Source organism: Arthrobacter sp. 135MFCol5.1 (assembly GCF_000374865.1).
In the GTDB taxonomy this organism is placed as follows: domain Bacteria; phylum Actinomycetota; class Actinomycetes; order Actinomycetales; family Micrococcaceae; genus Arthrobacter.
In genome coordinates, this window is record NZ_KB895453.1 from 78,324 (window position 1) to 99,996 (window position 21,673).

A 21,673-nucleotide genomic window follows, 5' to 3' on the forward strand; every position below is an offset into this window, starting at 1 on the left:
GATCAGCAGCTGCGCCCGGAATTTCCTGGCCCTGACGCAGAATGTTCGTATGCGTACTTTCGGCGTCGAGGAAGAACTCCTGATTGTTGATCCGGAGTCCGGGGAGCCGCTTGCCCTGGCGGACGCCCTCCTCGCCGGACACCGTGTCGCTGCGGACGATCTCCCGGTGGACCCGGACCTCCACCACTCCGGGAAGCAGGCGGATCACGACGACGAGATGGGCCTCAGTGCCGAGCTGAAGCTTGAGCAGATCGAGACGCAGACAAAGCCCTGCCTGGAGTCCGGGGCCCTGCTCGAGCAGATCAGGGCCGGCCGCGCCATGGCCAATCAGGCGGCCGCCAAACACGGAGCCAGGGTGGCTGCGCTGGCCACGTCTCCGCTGGCATCCGCCAGCCACACCACGCCGGACCCTCGCTACGCCAGGATGCTGGAGCGCTTTGGCCTCACGGCGCAGGAACAGCTGACCTGCGGTTTCCACGTGCACACCTACATCGAATCGCCGGAAGAGGGCGTGGCGGTCCTGGACCGGATCCGCGACAAGCTGGCGGTGCTGACGGCGTTGAGCGCCAACTCGCCGTACTGGAACGGCGTCCCCACCGGGTTCGAAAGCTACCGTACCCAGGCCTGGAACCGGTGGCCGACGTCCGGCCCGGCCGCGATCTACGGGACGTACCCCGCCTACCGGAGGGTGGTCACCCGGCTGCTGGACACCGGCGTGATGCTCGATGAAGGGATGCTGTATTTCGACGCGCGGCTCTCCCGGAGCCACCCGACGGTTGAGGTGCGGGTGGCGGATGTCTGCCTCCGCGCCGAGGATGCAGCCTTGATCGCCGTGCTGGTCCGCGCCCTGGTGGAATCGGCCGGCAGGGAATGGCGCGAGGGGGTGGACCCGGCCCCCGTGCCCACTGTCCTGCTGCGGATGGCCTCCTGGCAGGCCAGCAGTTCGGGACTCGGCGGCGAGCTCCTGGACTTTGGGAACTTCCGCCCGGCCCCGGCCGCGGACGTAGCCCGTTCCCTGGTGGATTACCTGGCGCCTGTCCTCCAGGAACAGGGCGAACTGGCCATGGCCCGCCAGGGCGTGGAGCACATCATCGCCCGCGGGACAGGGGCCGCCGAGCAGCGCCGGGCCCGCGACAGGGCGCTGGCCGGACCGCCTCCCGAGGATATGGGCTTCGGTGCAGTGGTCCGGCACGCCGTAGACGCCACCATGCGCGGCGCCCTGGATCTTTCCGGCGTGGAAGACACCCCGGAACTGCTGCGGGTCCGCCAGGCCTGACGCCTTAGATCTGCTTCAGGGCCTGTTCCAGGTCGCGGATGAGGTCGTCCGCGTCCTCGAGCCCCACGGAGAGCCGGACCACGCCGTCACTCAAGCCAATGGCGGCCCGCCCCTCCGGCCCCATGGCGCGGTGCGTGGTGGTGGCGGGGTGGGTGATCAGGGATTTCGAATCGCCCAGGTTGTTGGAGATGTCGATGATCCGCAGCCCGTCCAACAGGGCGAAGGCCGCCTCCTTGCCGGAGCGCCCGCCTGAGGGCGCCAGCTCAAGGGTGAGGACCGTGCCGCCGGCGCTCATCTGCTTCGCCGCCAGCTCATACTGCGGGTGCGATGTCAGCAGCGGGTACTTCACCCAGCTCACTGCAGGCTGCTCCTCGAGCCATTCAGCGAGCCGCAGGGCGGTGGCCGAGGAGTGCCGGACGCGCAGGCTCATGGTTTCCAGGCCCTTGGTCAGGACCCAGGCGTTGAACGCCGAAAGCGCCGGACCTGTGTGGCGCATCAGCTGCTTTACCGGGCCGTCGATGAACTCCTTGGTGCCCAGGATGGCACCGCCCAGGACCCGGCCCTGCCCGTCGATGTGCTTGGTGCCGGAGTACACGATGACGTCCGCGCCCAGGTCCCCGCAGCGCTGCAGCAGGGGAGTGGCGAAGACATTGTCCGCAACTACCGTGGCGCCGGCGGCATGGGCCAGTTCGCTCACCGCGGCGATGTCCACGATTTCCTGCATCGGGTTGGACGGGGATTCGAAGAAGACGGCGGTGGTGGGCTTGGACAGGGCCTCGCGCCACTGGTCCAGGTCCGGGCCATCGACGAAGACCGTTTCCACTCCCCACCGCGGCAGGATCTCGTTCAGGATCACGAAGCATGACCCGAACAGTGAGCGGGCGGCCACCACGCGGTCACCGGCTGCAAGCAGCGCGCCCAAGGCCGTGAACACCGCGGACATGCCCGACGCCGTCGCGAAGCAGGCCTCGGTGCCTTCCAGCAGCCTGAGCCGTTCCTGGAAGGTGGCCACGGACGGGTTGCCGTAGCGCGAGTACACAAAGCGCTCGTCCTCGCCGGTGAAGGCGCGTTCGGCCGCGGCCGCGGATTCGTAGACGAACCCGGAATTCAGGAAGACGGCCTCTGAGGTTTCCTGGAAGTTGGTGCGGTCCAGCCCGCCGCGGACAGCCTGGGTGTCGGGGCTCCAGCCGGGGGCATCTTGATTGAAAGTCACTTAGTTCTTTCCGAGGTTGGTGGGCAGGCCGCGGTTCTTCCAGCCGTTGACGGTCCGTTCGCCGTAGCGGTCGGGTTCCCCTTCGAAGCCCTCCAGGACGTTGTAGGAAGTGAAGCCGGCCTGGGTGGCCGCCACGGCCGCGGCGATGGATCGCTGGCCCGAACGGCAAAGGAACACGAGCTCAGCGCCCGGGTCCTCAGGCGCCTGCTCCTTGAGGTCCTTCACGAAATCGGGGTTGGGGATGCCGCCTGGGAAGGTCCACTGGATGAAGAGCGGATCGTTGTCCGTTGCCTTGGTATCCGGAATGCCAATGTGGGCCCATTCGCCCTCGGTGCGGACGTCCACCAGGATGGCGCCCTGCTCCAGCTTGGCCCACGCTTCCTGCGGCGTCAGGTCTCCCGCGTAGCTCATGCGTGGCCCTCGCCGTCGAACTCGCCTTCCAGGTCGTCAACGGCCGTGGCCACCGCGGCGTCAGCCGACGCGATGGCGGCCGGGAGGACAACGGCCTGGGCCACGATGACGCTGCTGCCGTTGAAAGTGGCCGCCGGGCTGCCGTGCAGGACGTAACCGTCCGCAAGCGCAGCCGAGATCCGCTCACAGAAGGAGCGGTCGTCCGGGCCCGTAATCAGGCGGTAGGACAATTTTTCGTCAGGGGCGGGTGCGTCAGACACGACGGATCTCCTTCTTTCACGCTTGCAGCTCGAATCGGTCGATATGCCAAGTATTCACCTGAGGCACCCCGCCGCGAGAGGAGGGTTGCCGACCGGCCAGTCAGGGCTTAACACCGGTACTCATTACTCCCCAAAAACGTAACACCTGCGCCGCCAAGCCGCACGGCCGCCGTCGTCATGTTCCGTAATTGAGAGCCCGCGACCACCGCGTCACGGGAACGCGGCAGGGCGGCCGGACCGATAAAGTTTCTACCGGGGGCGCCGCCCTGCCGTCACAGTGGGAGTACCGGGGGGTCTTGCCAGCATGCGAGCAGCAACATCGCACCACCAGGCCGGCCGTCGTCGTGCCCGTCACCGTTCCCCCGGGGCGTTCCTGGCCGCCGCCGTCGTCGTGCTCCTGGCGCTGCTGGCGCCCGCAGGTACCGCGCAGGCGGCCTCCGCGGTACCGGACCAAGGCAAGCCGTGGCTGGGTGCCGTCCTTGAATGGGGCGAGGATACCGCCGCTGGATTCTCCGACCGGCTGGGTGCGAGCCCGGCCGTGTTTGGCCACGACATCGGCCTGCCGTTCCGCGACTCGGACCAGAACAACATCGAGGGATTCCTGCAGCAGGCCTCGGCCAAGGGCGCCCACGCCATGCTCACCGTGAAGCCCACGGTGCCGCTGGACCAGATCGGCGCCTCCGAAGCGGAAGCCTTCGCCGGCAAGGTCCGCGACCTGGCCTCCGGGTTCAAGGGCCGGCTGTTGATCCGGTTTGCGCCGGACATGAACTCGAGCTGGGTGGCCTGGGGGCAGCAGCCGGCCGCCTATCGGGAGGCCTTCAAGGCGGTCGCGGCAGCGGTCAAAAAGGACGACGGCGGCCGGGCCGCCATGGTCTGGGCGCCGTACCTGGGCAAGGACTACCCCTTTGACCGGAGCAGGAATGCCCCGCAGCCTGGAAGTGACGGCTTCGCACTCCTCGACAGCAACGGCGACGGCGCCTGGAACGGCTCCGACGCCGCCTACGCCCCCTACTATCCGGGGGACGACGCCGTGGACTGGGTGGGCCTGACTGCCTACCATGACGACACTGCCGGCGCCGCTGCCGTTAACACCGTGCCGCGTGCCGGTGAACTCCAGGAGATGCTGACCGGCTCGGGCAGCGAGAACTTCTACAGTGCCTACGCGGAGGTCCGCAGGAAGCCGCTACTGCTCCAGACGTCGGCGTTCTACAGCCCTGCCGCGGGCGGACCGCCGGAGGCGGATATCAAGACGGCCTGGTGGGACCAGGTGGTGGGTACCGCCACCTCGCCGGCTTTCGCCAGGACGGCGGCGGTGGTGTGGGACGAGCGCACCAGCACCCGGGATACCGGCGTGGCCAGCATCGACTGGCTGCTCACCGGAAATCCCGCCATCGCCAAAGCTGCGCTGGACCGGCTGAAGTCCTCTGCCGTGGTCACCGGGCCGGTCACCGATGTGGCCGCGGACGGATCGTATGTCCGGGCCAACACCCTGTCCGGGGCAGCGGTCTGGACCGTGGCCGTGGCGATGGCCATCCTCCTGGCGGCGCTGTGGCAGATTCCCCGCCGGGTCAACGCCGCCACCGCATGGAGCTACCAGGAGCCGGGAAACAGGGACTCGCGCGTGGATCTGCTGCGCGGGATGGCCATTGTCTTCGTGGTGGTCAACCACCTGGGCCTGGTCTCGCTGTTCCAGCTGCTCACCCAGGAGGCCGTGGGCTTCGTATCGGGTGCCGAACTCTTCGTACTGTTCTCCGGCCTGGTGGTGGGCATGGTCTACGGGCCGAAGGCCAGGGAAGACTTCGGCAAGGTTGTGGACCTCACCTCCCGCCGGGCGGGGAAGCTCTATGTGACCGCGCTGTCGGTGCTGATCGGCGTCTTCCTCATCGCGCAGCTTCCGTTCTTCCACACCGAGGCCTTAACCACGTTCGTGGACCAGGGGACCGGCGGGGCCGGGCATAACGGTGCCGGCCGGACGTACGACCTCTACGCCGGGATGTCGTCGCTGTTCCAGTTCCCGGTGCCGCCCCAGGTCCTGCCGGCCATCCTGCTGCTGCAGTTCGGGCCCTGGCAGTTTAACGTGATGGGCCTGTACGTGGTGTTGCTCCTGGCCAGCCCCTTGATCCTGGCCCTGTTGAACCGCGGAAAGGCCGTATGGGTCCTGGTGGTATCGCTGGCGGTGTACGCCGTGGGGGCCGGAACCAGGTTCAGGATTTTGCCGTCGCAGTTCGAGGACTCTTTTCCACTGCTGGTGTGGCAGGTGCTGTTCGTGCTGGGGCTCGTGGTGGGATACCACCGGCGCAGCATTATCGCGTGGTTGTCGGCGCATGCCTGGGTGGTGGCCGCCTGTACGGTGGCTGCAGTCGCCCTGGCCTTCCTATCCTGGGGCAACCCCTACTTGGCCAACAACTACGACGTCCGGCTGGCGCTGATGCCGGACGCCACCTACCGGGCCATGTATGACGCCCTTTTTGGCCGGACCTACCTGGCCCCGGGCCGCCTGCTCAACGTCGTCTTCCTGGTGGTGGCGGCGTATGCGTTCCTCAGCGCCTACTGGAAACCGGTTGAGCGGGCGCTGGGCTGGTTCCTGATCCCGCTGGGCCGCGCAACGCTCTATGTCTTCATCATGCACGTGGTGCTGATCGCCGTCGTGGCCAACATCCCCGCCCTCCAGCAAGAGAGTATCTTCCTCAACACCGTGGCCTACGCCGTGGTGCTGGGCCTGCTGTGGGTGATGGTCCGCACCAGGTTCCTGTTCCGGATCATTCCCACCTAGGCCCCATCTTCCACCTGGGAACCATGGCCCGGGCATGAAAAATGCTGCGGCACGGTGGGTGCCACAGCATTTCGATCACTTGCCAGGCAAGGACTGGGAATCCCTTGGAGGGTATGTGTCCTAGACCAGCTCGGGATACGAGGACACGATGTAGTCGGCGGCAGCCGGACCTTTCATGCGCAGGCCCTTGCGGCTGCCCGGCAACCGCGTCTTCATCGCTGACCAGAAGGTCGTTTCCGTACCCGGCAGGTGCTGGTTGATGAAGCACCAGCTCATGTACAGGCCGTAGAAGCGGTCGCGTTCCAGGGTGGACTCGGAGGTCTGGTCGAAGTAGGTGGCGTCTTGGAGAAAGAGATCAAACTGGGAATGTGCCATGAGGGCGTCCCTTCGCTAAGTGCGTGGCGCCGCCGTTCGGCTACAGCAGCGAACCTCGATGCCCTGCACTGGTGGCAATCGGGTCCATAGATTAATCCTGTGAAAGAAACCGGGATCATGAGCGCCGTCAACGCCTGTCTACACTGTAGACTTTACCCGTAGACTACATATGAGGCAACCCTCTCGAATGATCTCGGGTCAGTTGTCCGCAGCGAGGACAAATTCATGACTTCCCCCAAACCAACCGGCACCGGCAAGGCCAAGGCCAGGCTCAGCCGGGACATCGTGCTGGCCAAAGCGCTGGAAATGGTGGATGCGGAAGGTCTCGAAGCATTGACCATGCGCCGCCTGGGCCAGGAGCTCGGCAGGGACCCGATGAGCCTTTACCGCTATGCGGAGAATCGGGCTGCCTTGCTCGACGGGGTTTCGGAACTGGTGCTGGACCAGCTCACCATCCAGCAGGATGACCCTGACTGGAAGGCGCAGTTGCGGGCGATCGCCCACAACCTGCGGACCCTGGCGCTCCAGCATCCCAACGTGGTGCCCCTGTTGGTGACCAGGCCACTCTCCACGCCCCTCGGCTTGCGCCCGCTGGGCACGCTGCGGCCGCTGGAGAAGATCCTTTCCCTGCTGGTGTCGGCCGGATTCGATCCCTCAGACGCGCTGCACGTCTACCGCGTGTACTACGGCTTCCTCTACGGCCACATCCTCAACGAACTGCAGGAGTTCGTGGTGGACCCCGAAGAGAACGAGGTGCTGCTGCGGCTGGGGCTCCACCGCCTGCCCGCCAAGGAATTTCCCAACCTGCGGGCGTTGGCCCCGGCCTTGGCAGATTACGACGGCGCCAGCGAGCTTGACCAGGGGCTCACCATCCTCTTGTCCGGACTGGAAGCACAGCTGTCCCGGCAGGCGGCAGCAGCGCTCGGCTAGAACGGAAGCGGGCGGCGGGGCATTATTCGAACGAGGCCCTGCGCCGGTCCTGCACGCGGGTGTTCCAGACATCCGGCCGGTTGACCTGGAACCTGCGGCCGGTCAGGGCCTTCGCGTTCAGCCGGACGTAGTTGGCCTTTTCGCCGGGCTGCCACGGTTCCAGGCCGAGGCCGTCCACTTGGTCCTTTACCGCCTGGTCCTCGATGATCCCGGTATCGCCGCGCACCACCACGCTCCATGCCATTTCGGTGGCGGGGTCGTAGCCGTCGATCTCCAGCGACGCCGGCCGCTCCATTTTGGCGCCCCAGAGCTTGGAACCGGGCGCTGTCCGGAAGACGATGCTGCGCAGGTGGACGATGTAGTTCACGGGAAAGATTTCGGGATGCTCGTCCACCACGATGGCCAGCCTGCCCACGGTGTCATTGGCGAGGAGTTCCCAGCAGTCGTCAAAGGAGAGGTTTTCGATCGGCAGCTTGTGCGAGTCCATGGTCCACACCTTACGGGTGAAGCCGGGAGGGCAAAAGGGGCCGGTGGCCCTGTTGCGCGGCTACTGGATCCCGGCGAAAAGTCCGCTCAACTCCGCTGTCAGTTCCTTCTTCACGGCCGGCGTGCCGATTTCCTTGCCGTCGATACGGTTCACGGGGGCCAGCAGCCGGACGCTGGAGATCAGCCAGACGGCATCCGCATCCAGCAGGTCGCGGGGCTCCAGCGGGCCGTACCCCAGCTCCCAGCCCGCCGCCTTGGCCGCCGCGAAAAGCGCGCCCTGGGACGTTCCGGGCAGGATGCCGCTGTCCAGCTGCGGCGTGATGAGGCGCTTGACCGCAGTGCCGTCGTCGGACTTTTCCACGTGGGCCAGCAGCACGGTGGAGGTGGGCCCTTCCAGGACGCGGCCGTCGGATGAGGTGAAGATGACGTCGTCCGCGCCCTGCTTGTGGGCGTGCCGGAGGGCCGCCATGTTCACCGCGTAGGACAGCGTCTTGGCACCCAGGAGCAGCCACGGGGCCCGTTCGGCCACGTCACTGTCATAGCCGCGGTCCAGCAGGATTACGTCGATGCCGGTTTCCCGCTGGCGGCGGCCCGCCGCTCCGGCAGGTGAGACCTGCACCCAGGCGGTGGGGGCCGGGGCGCCCTCGACGCCGCGGGTCACCACCAGCTTGACCACCAGTTCGTCGGCGGCAGCGTCCGACGGCGGGTTCCCGGCGCGGTGCCGGGCAACGGCGGCCGCGATGGCGCGCTGCCACACGTCCTGCCCCGGAATGTCGAGGTCCAGCGCGCGGGCGGAGCCTGCAAGCCGGTCCAGGTGGGCCTGCATTTTCCGGACTGTCCCGCCGACGGCCAGCATGGTTTCGAAGATCCCGTCACCCCGGGTGACGCCCAGGTCCGTGACCAGGAGCTGCGGTTTGGCGGCGTCGGCCACCCTGCCGTCAGGGTAGGCAGGGTCAAGGAAAACGAGGACAACGGGGGCTGGAGAGCTCATGGCACCAGCTTAGTGCGGCGGCGCCGCTAAGCTGGGCGGAGTGCGCCGGCCGGAACCGTCCCCGGAGCCCGACCTCCCCGGGAGATATTGACGTGTTGTGGCCTTTTTCGCTTGCCGGCACCGCGCCGACGTGGGTTGTGGTGCTCCTGGGCTTTGCCGACCTGGTGATCAGGGTCCTCGCACTGGGCATCATCCCCGGCAACAGGCGCCCCACCACAGCCATGGCGTGGCTGCTGGGGATCTTCTTCATCCCGTTCCTGGGCATCGTCCTGTTCCTGTTGTTCGGCAACTTCCAGCTGTCCAGCCGCCGCCGCGCGCAGCAGGAACAGGTTAACGACCGCGTGCGGGCCGGCATCACTGCCTTGTCGGACGTCGAGAGCGACTACCCCGGGCCGGAATGGGTGAAGTCCGCGGCGGAGCTCAACCGCACCCTGGGTTCGCTTCCCATGGTGGACGGCAACTCCGTTGAGCTCATCCCCGGCTACCCGGACTCCATCCTGGCCATGACCAACGCGGTGCGGAAGGCGAAGACCTTCGTCAACGCCGAGTTCTACATCATGAGCTCGGACCACGTCACCAACGACCTGCTCACGGCCATGGAAGAGGCCGCCGAACGGGGCGTGGAAGTGCGGCTCCTGTTCGACCACATCGGCACGTTGCGCATCAAGGGCTACCGGAAGCTGCTCAAGCGCCTGCGGGCCGGCAAGATCCAGTGGAAGCGGATGCTTCCCCTGCTGCCCATCCATGGCCAATGGCGCCGGCCGGACCTGCGCAACCACCGCAAGATCATGGTGGTGGACGGCGAAATCGCCTTCACGGGGTCGCAGAACCTGATCGAGCCCTCCTACAACAACCCGCGGCACCGCAAGGCCGGCCGCGAATGGGTGGAACTGATGGCCTGCCTGCGGGGGCCGATCGTGACCACCCTGAACGTCGTCTTCGCCACCGACTGGCTGAGCGAGACCGACGAATCCCTGGAGCACCAGCTGCAACTGCCGGCGAATCCCGAGCCCGGAGATGTCACGGCCCAGGTGGTGCCCAGCGGTCCCGGGTTCATCACGGAAAACAACCTCCGGCTCTTCAACACGCTCATCTACTCCGCGCAGCACCGGATTTCCATCTGCAGCCCCTATTTCGTCCCGGACGACTCCCTGCTGTATGCCATCACCACCGCGGCGCAGCGCGGCGTCGATGTGGAACTGTTCGTCTCCGAAAAGGGCGACCAGTTCCTCGTCCACCACGCGCAGCGGTCCTACTACGAAGCACTCCTCGAGGCAGGCGTACGCATCTACCTGTACAAGGCGCCGTTCGTGCTGCACGCCAAGCACTTCACCATCGACGACGAAGTGGCCGTCCTGGGATCGAGCAACATGGACATGCGTTCCTTCTCGTTGAACCTTGAGGTTTCCGTGATGCTCCTGGGCGAGGACATCGTCAACAAGATGCGCGCGGTGGAGGACACCTACCGGGACATCTCCCACGAGTTGAAGCTGGCGGACTGGCTGAACCGGCCGCTGGCCGCCCGGTATGTGGACAACGTGGCCCGGCTGACGGCCACGGTGCAGTAGGACCGCCGTGTTCCGCTAAGCCAGGGTCAGTCCTCCGGGAAGTCCGAGCCGAGGGTGGAGAGCACGCCAAAGGCCTTGGTGCGGATCTCGTCGTACTCGTCGTCCGGGTCGGAGTCCGACGTGATGGCACCGCCGACGCCGAGCGTCAGGTCCGCGGCTCCGTCGCCGGAGGCGTCGATCACCAGGGTCCGGATGGCGACGGCGAGGTCGGTCGCCGAGTTGAGCGAGAAGTACCCGATGGCCCCCGAGTAGAATCCGCGGGGCCTGGCCTCCAGCCGGTCCAGGATGGCCATGGTGCTGATCTTGGGCGCGCCGGTCATGGACCCTGCCGGGAAGCAGGCCGCCACTGCCTCAGCCCGGGCCGCCCCGGGGAGGAGCCGGGCGTCGATGGTGCTGACCATCTGGTGGACGGTGGCGTAACTTTCGATCGCGCACAGCCGGCTGACCGTCACGGAGCCGGGCACCGCAAAGTGGCTGAGATCGTTGCGCAGCAGGTCAACGATCATGATGTTCTCGGCGCGGTCCTTCACGGACGTGGCCAGGTCGGCGCGCAGTTGCGAGTCTTCCTGCGGATCGGCAGCCCGGCGGCGGGTGCCCTTGATCGGTTCGGCGCGCATGCCGCCGTCGGCTGCTATCTTCAGGAACCGCTCGGGCGAGGTGCTGGCGACGGAAAGGCCGCCCAGCCGCAGGTAACTGGCGAACGGGGCCGGGCTGCGGCGGCGCAGCGCGAGGTAGGTGGCCCAGGGATCCAGGGTCTCCGCCGGGATCCGGGCTTCCAGGGTGGTGGTCAGGCAGACTTCGTAGGTGTTTCCCTGCGCAATCTCGTGCTGGGCGGCCGCAATTTTCGCCCGGTAGCGGGCGCCCGTGTCCCGGCTGCGGAAAACGGGCGGGCCGGGGCGTCCGACGCCGGTGCTGCCGCCGGCATCCCCGGCGCCCACCGCTCCTGTGCCCACCGCTCCGGCGGGGCCCGCGGGGGTCGTGGCGGCTGAAGCGGCGGCCTGAACGGCTGCCCGTGAGCGGTCCAGCCATTCATCGGCGTCAGGTGCCGCAAGCGCCAGGAGCCAGGCGGTGCCTTCGGCATGGTCCAACACCACGGCCCGGCCGGCGAAGATCAGGGCGGCGTCCGGTGTGGGGGCGGAAAGGTCGCTGCCGCCGGTTTCGCGCTTGAGTTCGTAACCCAGGCAGCCAAGCCACCCCAGGGTGAATTCGCCCGGATAGCCCTCGGGAGTGCGGACCGCCCGCCGGCCCCAGACGGTGTTCAGCCAGCGGAAGAACGGGCCCGGAACCTTCGCCACGGACGAACCCGCGCTGATGAAGCCCACCCCCGCGCGGTGCGTGACATACTGCCCGAACGTGCCGGCGTCGTCCGCCATGATGCTGAACCGGCTGCGTTCGGCGGCCGTCCTGTCCTGCGGACCTGACGCCTGCGGACCTGACGCCTGCGGACCGGACGCCGGCTGCCCGGGGGCGGCCGGTGCGTCCCGGTGGTTGGAGGAGTCCAGCCAAACGGCGTTGGGGGAGCGGCCGTACAGGGATTCGAACAGGGCCGGTGCGTCCGGTGCCAGGTCCAGGCGCTCGGCGTGCAGGCGGAGGCCCCGGCGGGCGGACAATTCCGGGGCGAGCACCGGTGCCAGCGCAGGCAGGTAGGGGAGAAGCCGCAACAGGTCTGCGGGCGCGGAGCCGTCAGCGCGGTTGTTGACGCGCAGGTCCGCCCGGCCGGGGACGTTGTCGCGGCCCAGCCATTCTTCCTCCTGGGCCGCCCACTGGTCCCAGAACGGCCTGTAGGTGTCGCCGTCGCGGTCCAGGGCCCGGGTCCGTCGGACGTCGTCCGGTGCCTCCGCCCAGATCACGGCGTTCAGGAACGGGCGGGCAGGCTCGGACGCTGCGCCCACGCCCTCCACGATGACGATCTCCGCCGGCAGTGTTACCCGGGCATCGCCGTCGTAATGGTTGGCCCAGTCCCAGCTGGTCCAGGTGGCGGCCTCGCCCCGGCTCAGCGGCGTGAGGACCGTGGACACATAGCGTTCGACGCCGGCCGCGAGCCCGTCCCAGCCCGGGTAGATGTCCTCGAGGTGGAACAGGGACACCTTGTGGTGGGCGCGGAGCAGCGCCGCGAGTTCGACTGCCAAGGTGGTCTTGCCTGCGCCGGAGCGCCCGTCGATGGCGATGATGACGGGGGCTGGGCTCATGGACTAGAGCGTACCGTTTTCAGCGTGCCTGCCGCTGCAGTCCCGTGTCCCGCAGGGCCTCCGACTTGATGTGGTCCACGATCCCGGGAAGGGCGGAGTGGATCTGGTGCCAGACGGCGTCGAAATCGGCGTGGCCGCCGTACCAGGGATCCTCGATGCCCTGGTCCAGCCGGTCGCGGCCGGCCATGGCCGGGTCGAAGCTGCGGAGCATCCGGATCTTGTTCAAGGCATCCCGGCCCGGTGCTGCCTCGGTGAGCCAGGCGTAATGGTCGATGTCCAGGGCCAGGATCAGGTCGCGCTCGCTGAACCACCGCGGGTCCCACTCCCGGGCGACATGGTTTTCGGAGGCCAACTGTGCTGCCGCGAGCCGGCGGGCGGCCCGGGGATCGATGGGCCTGCCGGCCTCGTAGCCGGTGGTGCCGGCGGAGTCCACCTCCACCAGCCCGTCCAGCCCTTCGCGTTCCAGCGCTGCCGCGAGCATGAACTCGGCCATGGGGGACCTGCAGATGTTGCCGGTGCAGACGGTGATGACACGGTATGGGCTCGACGTTGAGTTCATGAAGCTAAGCATGCGCGCTGGTTGCCCGTCTTGGCTAGCGGGCTGTTCACAATGTTTTACGGGTTTGTAAAGATGAATTACTGGCTGTCATATGGGGATGGCTTCGCCCTCCGCCCGGCCGCTAGTGGATCAGGGCCAGCAGGATGCCAACGCCCACGAACAGGGTGCCGAAGACCCTGCTGAGGACGATTTGGCCCGGCTCGGTGCTGGTGAAGCGCTGGAAGGACCTGGCGGCCGCGGCGAAGAAGAACCACATCACCAGGATGTCGATGACCACGATGGTGGCGGTAAGCACCGCGTATTGCGTGAACAGGGGTTGCTCAGGCCGGATGAACTGCGGTGTGAACGCCAGGAAGAACACGATCGCCTTCGGATTCAGCAGGTTGACCCAGAAGCCGCGCCGGAAGATGGACCACGCCGGTTCATCGCGCAGGGCGGCGGCCTCCTCCCGGGCGGCCGTGGGCTTGCTCAGGAACTGACGGATACCCAGGTACACCAGGTACGCGGCGCCGGCGTATCGGATCACGTTGAAGGCCACGGGCGAGCTCGCCACCAGCACCCCTACGCCCAAAGCGACAATCAGCACATGCACCACCAGGGCCGCCTGCTGGCCCAGGATTCCCCAAATGGACCGGCGGAACCCCGCATTCAGCGAGTTGCTCATGGTGTTGATGGCCCCGGCACCCGGGGTGAAGCTGATAAGGGCGCCGGCACCTGCAAGGGCCAGCCAAAGGGAAAATTCCACTCATCAATCCTAGGGGCGGCACGCCTCGGGTTCAGCGCTAGGCCCGGGCGATCACTTCGCCATTGGGGATCAGGAACCAGCCGTCGTCTGTGGAACCCCACCGGTGCCAGCCCGCGGAAATCCTGGCCAGGTCCGCCGGGTTGGCGAACCCGTACTCCAGGGCCTGCTCCGCGAAGGCTGAATGCAGCACCCGCTCGCCCCACACCCGCGCTTGCCAGCGGCGCTGCTGGGCCGTCGCGTACAACCAGTTGCTGCTGCTAGGGGCGACGTCGCTGAACCCCGCGGACTGGGCCCAGCTGACCAGCCGGCGCCCGGCGTCGGGCTCTGCTCCGTTGCGGCGGGCAATCCGCTGGTACAGGTCCATCCACTCGTCCAGTTCCGGGATGGCCGGATACCAGCTCATCCCGTGGAAGTCCGCGTCCCGGACCGCCACGATGCCGCCGGGTTTGGCCACCCGGCGCATCTCCCGCAAGGCCTCCACCGGGTCCGTCAGGTGCTGGAGCACCTGGTGCGCGTGGACGAGGTCGAACGTTTCGTCCGCGAAGTCAAGGTCGTAGATATTGCCGGCAACAAATTCAACATTGGGAACGCCGCGTTCGGCGGCGAGGGCCTGTGCCTGGGCGATGACGTCCGGCGAGCGGTCCAGGCCGGTGACGTGCCCGGGGTTGACCAGCGCGGCAAAGTCGCAGGTGATGCTGCCGGGCCCGCAGCCCACGTCCAGCAGGGCTGTTCCCGGCGTAAGGTGCGGGAGGACGAACGCCGCGGAATTTTCGGCGGTCCGGGCGGCATGGGCGCGGACCACCGATTCGTGGTGGCCGTGCGTGTAGATGTCTTCCCCTGGCTGCTGCGCACTCATAACCAAACGCTACTCCCAACCGGGCTGCGGTTGGCGCCTCTTCGCGGCCAACACCACAAGCCCCGGGGCTTATCCAGGGTGGCCGCCCTTGGGTTTTTCGTCGTCGGATTCTTCCCGGGCCGCGGCGGTTGCCTCGACCATGGCGGTCATGAAACGGGTCACTGTTTCCAGTTCCGCCGCGGAGAACCCTGCCATGGCGCTGTCCATGTGCTGCGCCAGCGGGGCGAAGATGGCGCCGCCGTCCCTGAAAGCCTTGGGCGTCATCTTCAGTTGGACCTGGCGCCGGTCCGTGGCGTGCCGTTCACGGACCACATGCCCGGAATTGTCCAGCCTGTCGATCAGTGCCGTGGTGGCGGGGGAGCTCAGGTTGAGCTCCTTCCGCAGGACGCCGGGGGTTACCACCTCGCCCCTTGCCGTATGGCGCATGATCACCGCCAGGGCATTCATGTCTGTCCGGTGCATGTCCTTGCGGTCACCGGCCGCGTCCACGTACCGGTTCGCCTCGATGGTGAACTCCTGCAAAAGCCGAAGCAGGGGGTTCGGCGGGCCGAATTCCGGTCCAGCCTGGGGAAAGGACGGTGGACCTGATGCAGTCTGTCCTGCCATGCCCGCCTCCCTTCAGCCATTCGTGTTTGCGTTCGTGCCGGACCGTTCCTGCCGGGCCTTTTCCGCCCGACCGTACTGACGGATATTACTGCAGCAGCCTGAGGCCCGGCCCTGTCCGCGCTATCCGTGCCGGCGGGACCGGAGAAAAAGCTCGACTGGCACTTATCTCCATGATGGAGATAATCTATGCTGGAATCAATCCTACTCGCGGCACCCTGGATGGAAGGCATCATGAAACGCACAAAAGTTGCCAAAGAGCGCGTCCCGTTCTGGCTGCGCTGGCTCATCCCCGTCGTCCTGGTCGTGACCTGGCTGGGACTGGCCGGGGTGGGCGGCCCCACGTTCGGCCGCCTCGAAGAAGTCTCCAGCAATGACCAGGCGTCCTTCCTGCCCGCCAGCGCCGAAGCGACCGAGGCGCAGGACTGGCAGGCAAAGTTCCGGGACTCGGACGAGGTGCCCGGCATTATCGTCATCGAAAACACCGCCGCCTTCACCCCCGCGCAGCTGGGCGAGCTGGCCACGCTTAAGACCAGCCTCGAAGGCCTCAAACTGGGCAGCGCCGTGATCGGCCCGATCCCCTCCAAAGACGCCAAAGCCGTCCAGTTCGTTGTCCCCATCGGGTCCTCCACCGAACTGAAGGACGCCGTCAAGGAGCTCCGTAACACGGTGTCCGCGGCGGCGCCGCAGGGAACCCAAACCTTCGTGACCGGACCGGCAGGGCTGGCCGCCGACCTTGCCGCCGCGTTCGGCGGCATTGACGGCATCCTGCTGCTCGTGGCCCTGTCCGCCGTCTTCGTGATCCTGCTGATCGTCTACCGTTCCCTGCTGCTGCCCATCATGGTGCTGCTGACCTCCGTCTTTGCCCTCTGCGCGGCCATCCTGCTGGTGTTCGGGATGGCCAAGGCAGGCTGGATCCAGCTCAACGGCCAAAGCCAGGGCATCCTGTCCATCCTGGTGATCGGCGCGGCCACGGACTACGCCCTTCTCTTCGTGGCCCGCTTCCGCGAAGCCCTCACCCACACCACCAACCGCACCGCCGCAGTCCTCACCGCCTGGAAGGCCTCGTTCGAGCCGATCCTGGCCTCCGGCGCCACGGTGATCATTGCCCTGCTGTGCCTGCTGTTCTCGGACCTCAACTCCAACAAGGCCCTCGGCCCGGTCGCCGCCGCCGGCATCCTGTGCGCCCTGTTCGCCGCGCTGACCCTGCTGCCTGCACTGATGGCGCTCCTGGGCCGGGCCGCGTTCTGGCCGTTCCGCCCCAAGCTGGTCCCCGCCGACCAGCGCGAACCCGAGCTGGTGACCGGGCTGGAAGGACAGAAAGGCCTGTGGCGCGCCACGGGTTCCCTGGTGTCCCGGCGCCCCAGGACCGTATGGGTCGCGTCGGTCCTGCTGCTCCTGGTGGCGGCCGGCGGCCTGCTGCAGCTCAAAGCCAACGGCGTACCGCAAACGGACGTCATCCTCACGGCCTCCAACGCCGTTGACGGCCAGGACGCGCTGGCGCGCCACTTCGACGCCGGCAGCGGAAGCCCCGCCGTCGTGGTTGCGGACCAGGCCAAGGCCGCCGAAGTGCTGGACCGGGTCAAAGCGGACGACGGCGTAGGCGAGGCCTACCTCCTGGGGCCGGGCAGCGTGCCCATCACCGGAGCGCCGGGAGCTCCCAACACCCCGGACGTGAGGGACGGGAAGGTCCTGATCAACGCCACGCTGAACGACGCCGCCGACTCCCTGCAGGCTGAAGAAACCATCAAGGCCCTCCGCAGCGAGGTCAAGGCCGTGGATCCCGGCGCGCTGGTGGGCGGCGTGACCGCCACAGCCCTGGACACCAACACCACCGCCCAGCATGACCTCGTGGTCATCATCCCGGTGGTGCTCGTGGTGATCCTCTTCATCCTGATGCTGCTGCTGCGCTCCATCGTTGCCCCGGTCCTGCTGGTGCTGTCCGTGGTGCTGTCCTACGCGGCGGCGCTCGGCGTGTCCGCGTTCGTCTTCAACAACATCTTCGGGTTCCCCGGAGCGGATGCCACTGTCCCGCTGTTCGGCTTCGTGTTCCTGGTGGCCCTGGGCGTGGACTACAACATCTTCCTGATGAGCCGGGTCCGGGAGGAGTCGCTCAAGCACGGCACCCGGCCCGGGATCCTGCGCGGCCTCAGCGTGACCGGCGGGGTGATCACCTCGGCGGGCGTGGTGCTGGCCGCAACGTTTGCCGCCCTTGGCGTCATCCCCATCATGTTCCTGGTGCAGTTGGCCTTCATCGTGGCGTTCGGCGTGCTGCTGGACACCGTGCTGGTGCGCTCGCTGCTGGTTCCGGCGCTCGCCTACGACATCGGCCCAAAGATCTGGTGGCCCGGAAAACTGGCCCGCGCCCAGGCCGGATCCGGCACCCGATCCCGGGAGTCCGGCCTCGAGCCCCGCACGGAGGTACCCACCCGCTGACGCTCAGCCCTGCCGCCGCCACCATTCCACGGTGGCGGCGGCAGCCGCGTACAGCGGGGTGGGCCGTACGCCAAGGATGGCCTCCGAACGGGCCGAATCCATCACGAACGGGTGCTCAAACTGGTAGCCGAGCTCCGCCAGTTCCCGCATGTCGGCGGAAAAGAACGCCGCCGCCCGCAAGGCCCAGCCCGGCAGGACGCGCACCTTGGGTGCCGGCACGCCCGCGGCCCGGGCAAAGGCACGAACCAGCTCCCGCTGCGTCAGGGCCGGGCCGGTGGGGGCGTGCCAGACCGAGTTCCAGGCGGCGGGGTTGGCGGCTGCGGCGACCATCGCTGCGGCCAGGTCCGGAACGTAGGTAAAGGAGTGCGGCTGGTTCGCGCTCCCCACCACGCTGACATTCCGGCCGGCGAGGATGGGGACCACGATGCGCTCGCCGCCGTGCGCCATCCGGACCCGCGGACCAAAGAAGTCCCCGGCCACCACGCTGACAGTTGCCGCAGCTGCGTCCTCCCTCGCCTGCAGCAGGCGGGTGCGCACGCCGCGCTTGCCGCCGGCCGCCCGGCGCGGGCTGTCCTCGGTCATCACGCGGTCCGGCTCGCTGTATGAATACAGGCTTTCCGGAAAGACGACGACGGCGCCTGCCTCGTGTGCCGCGTTCAACACCGCCTGCTCGGCTGCGGGCAATTCCGCCTCCCAAGCTGCGGCGGTGTAGGACGAGCCGTGGATGCAGTGGAAGACGGCATCGACACCGGCGAAGACCTGCCGCAGGGTTTCGGGATCCTTGGCGTCTCCCGTGATCCGCTCAACCAAGGGGTGGTCGGGTCCGCTGCCGGACCGGGTGACTACGCGGACGCGGTGTCCATCGGCCGCGAGCTGCTCGGCGACCGTCCAGCCCACCGGCCCCGCACCGGTGACGACGAAATTCTTGACCATGAGTCCTCCTGGGAAAAGTTTGTAGCGAGAGCGGTGCTCTCGCTTTCAGCATGGACCGGGTGTCGCAACCTTGTCAAGAGCACTGCTCTCCTTTGTTGGCACCGCTCTCGGTTGTGGCATGCTGGAGCCTGTGACGGACACAGAAAAAACGGACGCGACGGCGGCACCGGCCCGGGCCCTGACGCCCAGGCACCGGGCACGGACGCAGACCGTGGCCGACATCATCCGGCTGGGACGGCGCCACCTGGCCCTGCACGGGGCGGCGGCACTGTCCCTCAGGGCGGTGGCCAGGGACTTGGGAGTGGTTTCCTCAGCCGTGTACCGCTACGTGGAAAGCCGGGATGAGCTGCTGACGCTGTTGCTGATAGATGCCTTCAATGAGCTGGGGGACGAGGTGGACGCCGCCATCGGGGCGGTTCCAGTCGATGACCACGCCGGCCGCTTCACGGCCTTGGGCCGCGCGGTACGGACCTGGGCGCTGCGGGAGCCGGCAAGCTATGCGCTCCTGTTCGGCAGCCCGGTCCCCGGCTACAACGCGCCCGCCGAGCGGACCACGGTCCCCGGTACCCGGGTGATCGTCGCCCTGATTGGCATCCTGGAGTCTGCCTTCCGGGCCGGGCGGCTGGCCGTGGCGGATGCCGTGCGGGCAGAGATCCCCACCGCGCTCCAAGCTGACCTGGACACCATCCGGGCACAGTTCGGCCTTACCGTCCCCGAGGAACTCGCGGCCCGGGGAGTCCTGGTGTGGAGCGCATTGTTTGGCGCCGTCAGCTTCGAGGCCTTCAACCAGTACGGGCCGGATACCTTCAGCGTTCCGGCGGAACTTTTCGACCACCATCTTGCCGTCCTTGCCGGCGTGGCGGGGCTGCAGCTGCGCGCGTCCCGTGATGACGGGTAGGCCTGGCCCTGTTGGCGGCCAGGGGGCCTCGGTAGACTGCCAGTGCGCCCGCACGGACGCGGAGCCTCGAAGGAGAGATGCACCATGACTGAGAACCCCGAAGTTGCAGCCGAGGAACCACGCAAGGGCAGCAGCGCCCCGGGCCTGGAAGGGGAAGGTGGTCAGTACGTGGACGGGGACTACGGCGCCGCGGGCACCATCAACGAGCCGGAACGCGAAGCCGACGGCGAATACGAGGAAGGCAACTACGGCGACGCCGGAACCACGGGAGGCGCGCGCACGGAGGAAGCGATCCGAGACGGCCTGACCGACGGCCAGGTCCAGTCGACCGCGGAGGATCGGGGACCGTTGCACGGCCGCCCGGACTCCGACCGGTAAGGAGTCCTCCCGGGCCGCTTCCTGTGCGGCCCGCTTCGCCCATTTATCGCAACGGCGCGGCTAGCGGCCCGCGGATTCCGGAACCGCTCCTGCGGCGACGTCTTCCGTGCTGCCCGAGTGGTTCCCGGCGTCCGGTGCCGCCACTGTGGCGTCCCCGGCCGGTTCGGCGTCGCTGCTGCGGGCGCGGCTGATCGCAGCCACCGCGGCCAGGATCGTCACCAGCCCGCCATACGCGTAGGTGGTGACCGGGAGGGACAGCACGGGGGCCAGCAGGCCGGCCAGCACTGCTGGAACGCCGAAAGCCGTATATGCCACCACGAAGAGCGAGGCGAAGGTGCCGGCGCGTTCGTGGTCCTCGACCAGGGGGCTGATGGACCGGATCACGCCCATGAACGCCGTGCCAAAACCTGCTCCGGCCACCACTACGGCAGCCAGGAACAGGCCAAACGAGCCCAGGCCGATGGCCAGCAGGGACAGCGCAGTTCCCAAGGCCAAAGCCGAGGTGCCGAAAATGGTGATGGTACGGGCTCCGAAGCGGTGCAGGACTGCAGCGGTGGCTGCTCCGGTGCCTGCCAGGATGGTGATCACCATGCCTTGCCACAGGTGCTCCCGGATGCCGAATGTGGCGTGGACTATCGCGGCGCCGAGCGAGAGGTACAGCCCGCCCGTGGCCCAGCCGGCAAAGACGGCCGGGGCGCCGGTGACGAATCCGCGGCGTGCGGCGGGTGGCAGGGTCAGGTGCGGCTTGAGCGAGGCCGCTGCCCCGGGCGTCCGGGGCGAGGTTTCGGGGGCGGCCCACACCAGTGCGGCGAACACCATGTACAGGACGGTCAGCGAAACGAACACCAGCGTGCGCGGCTCAGCCAGCAGGTCCAGCAGCAGGCCGGACGCCAGGGCGCCCAGTGCCAGGCCGCCCAGCGGCGCCACGGTGTTCCAGGCCGCACTGGAGCCCGGGTCATCCTCTGCTTCCAGGTCCGCGATCGCGGCGGAGAGCGTGGTCAGCAGGATGCCGCTGGCGATGCCCTGCAGTACGCGGGCCACCAGGAGCATGGCCAGCGAATCGGCAACCAGGAAGGCCGTGACGCTGGAGGCGAGCAGGATGAAGGCTGCGCTGATCACCGGCCTGCGGCCCAAATGGTCCGAAATCGAGCCGAAGACCAGCAGGGCTGCCAGCAGTGCCACGGCGTACACGGCAAAGATCCCGGTGGTTGCCACGGGCAGCAGGTGCAGCTGCTCCTGCAGTGTGGGGTAGAAAGGCGACGGCGCGCTGGCTCCGGCCATCATCGCTGCCGTGGCAGCCGCGATCAGGGCAAAGCCCAGCCGCCGGCGTGCCTCCTGGGGCCGGGCTGCGGGGGAGTGCGTCAAAACGTGCCGCCTTCTGCGTAGGGTGAATTTGGTTCGAAAATAGTCGAAACCTCAGCCTACTGGCAGTGACGCCAATGGTTCAACTAAAGTCGAACTGTGGCTACACCGGCGAACCTTCCCCATCCCGAACGCGCGGACCTCCAGTTGCCCAGTGTGCTTTTTGCCCTGAGTGACCCGGACCGGCTGGAGATCGCGCGCCAGCTTCGCGCCGGCCCCCTTGATATGGCTGAGTGTGCCCTGAGCAACCCGGACATGCCCAAGTCCACCAAGTCCCACCTGATGAAGGTGCTGCGCGAGGCCGGCGTGATCCGCAACGAGGCCAACGGCCGCGGCCGCCGTTTGACCCTGCGCACGGAGGATCTCGAGGCGCGGTTCCCCGGACTGCTTGCGGCAGTGCTGGATGCGCCCGCCCCCGACTGAAGCCTCCG

General features: G+C 67.7%; 21 protein-coding genes and 1 riboswitch. Of the genes, 8 read left to right on the plus strand and 13 right to left on the minus strand.

Features of this window, described 5'->3' with window-relative positions; translation table 11 throughout:
• The first annotated feature begins 49 nt into the window (after nt 1-49).
• Complete coding sequence (locus C563_RS0103945) at nt 50-1,276, plus strand: glutamate--cysteine ligase 2 (protein ID WP_026264350.1); 1,227 nt, start codon at nt 50-52, stop codon at nt 1,274-1,276.
• Nucleotides 1,277-1,280: 4 nt separating this feature from the next.
• On the opposite strand, the gene C563_RS0103950 is transcribed toward C563_RS0103945, so the two are convergent.
• Genes C563_RS0103950 through C563_RS0103960 form a run of 3 tightly spaced genes read right to left on the minus strand, consistent with a single transcriptional unit; the run spans nt 1,281 to nt 3,160 of the window.
• Entirely contained in the window at nt 1,281-2,489 is a 1,209-nt protein-coding gene (locus C563_RS0103950; RefSeq protein WP_018760733.1) for an O-succinylhomoserine sulfhydrylase, read from the minus strand.
• Nucleotides 2,490-2,900 (minus strand): rhodanese-like domain-containing protein, encoded by a 411-nt coding sequence (locus C563_RS0103955; RefSeq protein ID WP_018760734.1) that lies wholly within the window; start codon nt 2,898-2,900, stop codon nt 2,490-2,492.
• Entirely contained in the window at nt 2,897-3,160 is a 264-nt protein-coding gene (locus C563_RS0103960) for a DUF1737 domain-containing protein (protein WP_018760735.1), read from the minus strand. The genes C563_RS0103955 and C563_RS0103960 overlap by 4 nt, the downstream gene beginning before the upstream one ends.
• A 13-nt stretch (nt 3,161-3,173) precedes the next feature.
• A riboswitch (SAM riboswitch) is annotated at nt 3,174-3,288 on the minus strand.
• 176 nt (nt 3,289-3,464) lie between these two features.
• Between C563_RS0103960 and opgC the strand changes: the two genes are divergently transcribed.
• Nucleotides 3,465-5,933: an OpgC domain-containing protein gene (gene opgC / locus C563_RS0103965; RefSeq protein WP_026264351.1), complete on the plus strand. Its 2,469-nt coding sequence runs from the start codon at nt 3,465-3,467 to the stop codon at nt 5,931-5,933.
• A 120-nt stretch (nt 5,934-6,053) separates the two neighbouring features.
• Here opgC and C563_RS0103970 read toward each other — a convergent pair whose 3' ends face one another.
• On the minus strand, nt 6,054-6,308 hold the full coding sequence (locus C563_RS0103970) for a hypothetical protein (protein WP_018760737.1): 255 nt from the start codon (nt 6,306-6,308) through the stop codon (nt 6,054-6,056).
• A gap of 225 nt (nt 6,309-6,533) precedes the next feature.
• Between C563_RS0103970 and C563_RS0103975 the strand changes: the two genes are divergently transcribed.
• Nucleotides 6,534-7,238 (plus strand): TetR/AcrR family transcriptional regulator C-terminal domain-containing protein, encoded by a 705-nt coding sequence (locus C563_RS0103975; protein WP_018760738.1) that lies wholly within the window; start codon nt 6,534-6,536, stop codon nt 7,236-7,238.
• Between the two features lie 22 nt (nt 7,239-7,260).
• Here the strand turns inward: C563_RS0103975 and C563_RS0103980 are convergent, their stop codons facing one another.
• Both C563_RS0103980 and C563_RS0103985 read right to left on the minus strand, forming a co-directional pair.
• Nucleotides 7,261-7,725: a pyridoxamine 5'-phosphate oxidase family protein gene (locus C563_RS0103980; RefSeq protein ID WP_018760739.1), complete on the minus strand. Its 465-nt coding sequence runs from the start codon at nt 7,723-7,725 to the stop codon at nt 7,261-7,263.
• Between the two features lie 60 nt (nt 7,726-7,785).
• Complete coding sequence (locus tag C563_RS0103985) at nt 7,786-8,715, minus strand: aminodeoxychorismate lyase (RefSeq protein WP_018760740.1); 930 nt, start codon at nt 8,713-8,715, stop codon at nt 7,786-7,788.
• Nucleotides 8,716-8,807: 92 nt separating this feature from the next.
• On the opposite strand from C563_RS0103985, the gene cls reads away from it, so the two are divergent.
• Nucleotides 8,808-10,283 (plus strand): cardiolipin synthase, encoded by a 1,476-nt coding sequence (cls, locus tag C563_RS0103990; RefSeq protein WP_018760741.1) that lies wholly within the window; start codon nt 8,808-8,810, stop codon nt 10,281-10,283.
• A gap of 26 nt (nt 10,284-10,309) precedes the next feature.
• Here cls and pabB read toward each other — a convergent pair whose 3' ends face one another.
• From pabB to C563_RS0104020, 5 genes are all read right to left on the minus strand, one after another.
• A complete protein-coding gene (pabB, locus tag C563_RS0103995; protein WP_018760742.1) occupies nt 10,310-12,472 on the minus strand; it encodes an aminodeoxychorismate synthase component I in 2,163 nt (720 codons plus the stop codon).
• A 19-nt stretch (nt 12,473-12,491) separates the two neighbouring features.
• A complete protein-coding gene (locus C563_RS20855; RefSeq protein WP_081624108.1) occupies nt 12,492-13,031 on the minus strand; it encodes a low molecular weight protein-tyrosine-phosphatase in 540 nt (179 codons plus the stop codon).
• A 121-nt stretch (nt 13,032-13,152) separates the two neighbouring features.
• On the minus strand, nt 13,153-13,776 hold the full coding sequence (locus C563_RS0104010; RefSeq protein ID WP_018760745.1) for a LysE family transporter: 624 nt from the start codon (nt 13,774-13,776) through the stop codon (nt 13,153-13,155).
• A 37-nt stretch (nt 13,777-13,813) separates the two neighbouring features.
• Entirely contained in the window at nt 13,814-14,632 is an 819-nt protein-coding gene (locus C563_RS0104015; protein WP_018760746.1) for a methyltransferase domain-containing protein, read from the minus strand.
• A gap of 69 nt (nt 14,633-14,701) precedes the next feature.
• The gene (locus C563_RS0104020) at nt 14,702-15,238 is read right to left on the minus strand and encodes a MarR family winged helix-turn-helix transcriptional regulator (RefSeq protein WP_026264352.1); all 537 of its coding nucleotides are present in this window, start codon (nt 15,236-15,238) and stop codon (nt 14,702-14,704) included.
• Between the two features lie 231 nt (nt 15,239-15,469).
• Here C563_RS0104020 and C563_RS0104025 point away from each other — a divergent pair, with 231 nt between their 5' ends.
• The gene (locus tag C563_RS0104025; RefSeq protein WP_043423818.1) at nt 15,470-17,671 is read left to right on the plus strand and encodes an MMPL family transporter; all 2,202 of its coding nucleotides are present in this window, start codon (nt 15,470-15,472) and stop codon (nt 17,669-17,671) included.
• 3 nt (nt 17,672-17,674) lie between these two features.
• Here the strand turns inward: C563_RS0104025 and C563_RS0104030 are convergent, their stop codons facing one another.
• Nucleotides 17,675-18,604, minus strand: a complete 930-nt coding sequence (locus C563_RS0104030; protein ID WP_018760749.1) for an NAD-dependent epimerase/dehydratase family protein — start codon at nt 18,602-18,604, stop codon at nt 17,675-17,677.
• Nucleotides 18,605-18,734: 130 nt separating this feature from the next.
• On the opposite strand from C563_RS0104030, the gene C563_RS0104035 reads away from it, so the two are divergent.
• Together C563_RS0104035 and C563_RS0104040 are read left to right on the plus strand one after the other, a co-directional pair.
• Entirely contained in the window at nt 18,735-19,502 is a 768-nt protein-coding gene (locus C563_RS0104035; protein WP_018760750.1) for a TetR/AcrR family transcriptional regulator, read from the plus strand.
• A gap of 84 nt (nt 19,503-19,586) precedes the next feature.
• On the plus strand, nt 19,587-19,880 hold the full coding sequence (locus C563_RS0104040) for a hypothetical protein (protein WP_018760751.1): 294 nt from the start codon (nt 19,587-19,589) through the stop codon (nt 19,878-19,880).
• Nucleotides 19,881-19,940: 60 nt separating this feature from the next.
• Here C563_RS0104040 and C563_RS0104045 read toward each other — a convergent pair whose 3' ends face one another.
• Complete coding sequence (locus C563_RS0104045; RefSeq protein ID WP_018760752.1) at nt 19,941-21,245, minus strand: MFS transporter; 1,305 nt, start codon at nt 21,243-21,245, stop codon at nt 19,941-19,943.
• Between the two features lie 96 nt (nt 21,246-21,341).
• On the opposite strand from C563_RS0104045, the gene C563_RS0104050 reads away from it, so the two are divergent.
• Nucleotides 21,342-21,665 (plus strand): ArsR/SmtB family transcription factor, encoded by a 324-nt coding sequence (locus C563_RS0104050; protein ID WP_018760753.1) that lies wholly within the window; start codon nt 21,342-21,344, stop codon nt 21,663-21,665.
• Nucleotides 21,666-21,673 lie beyond the last annotated feature (8 nt).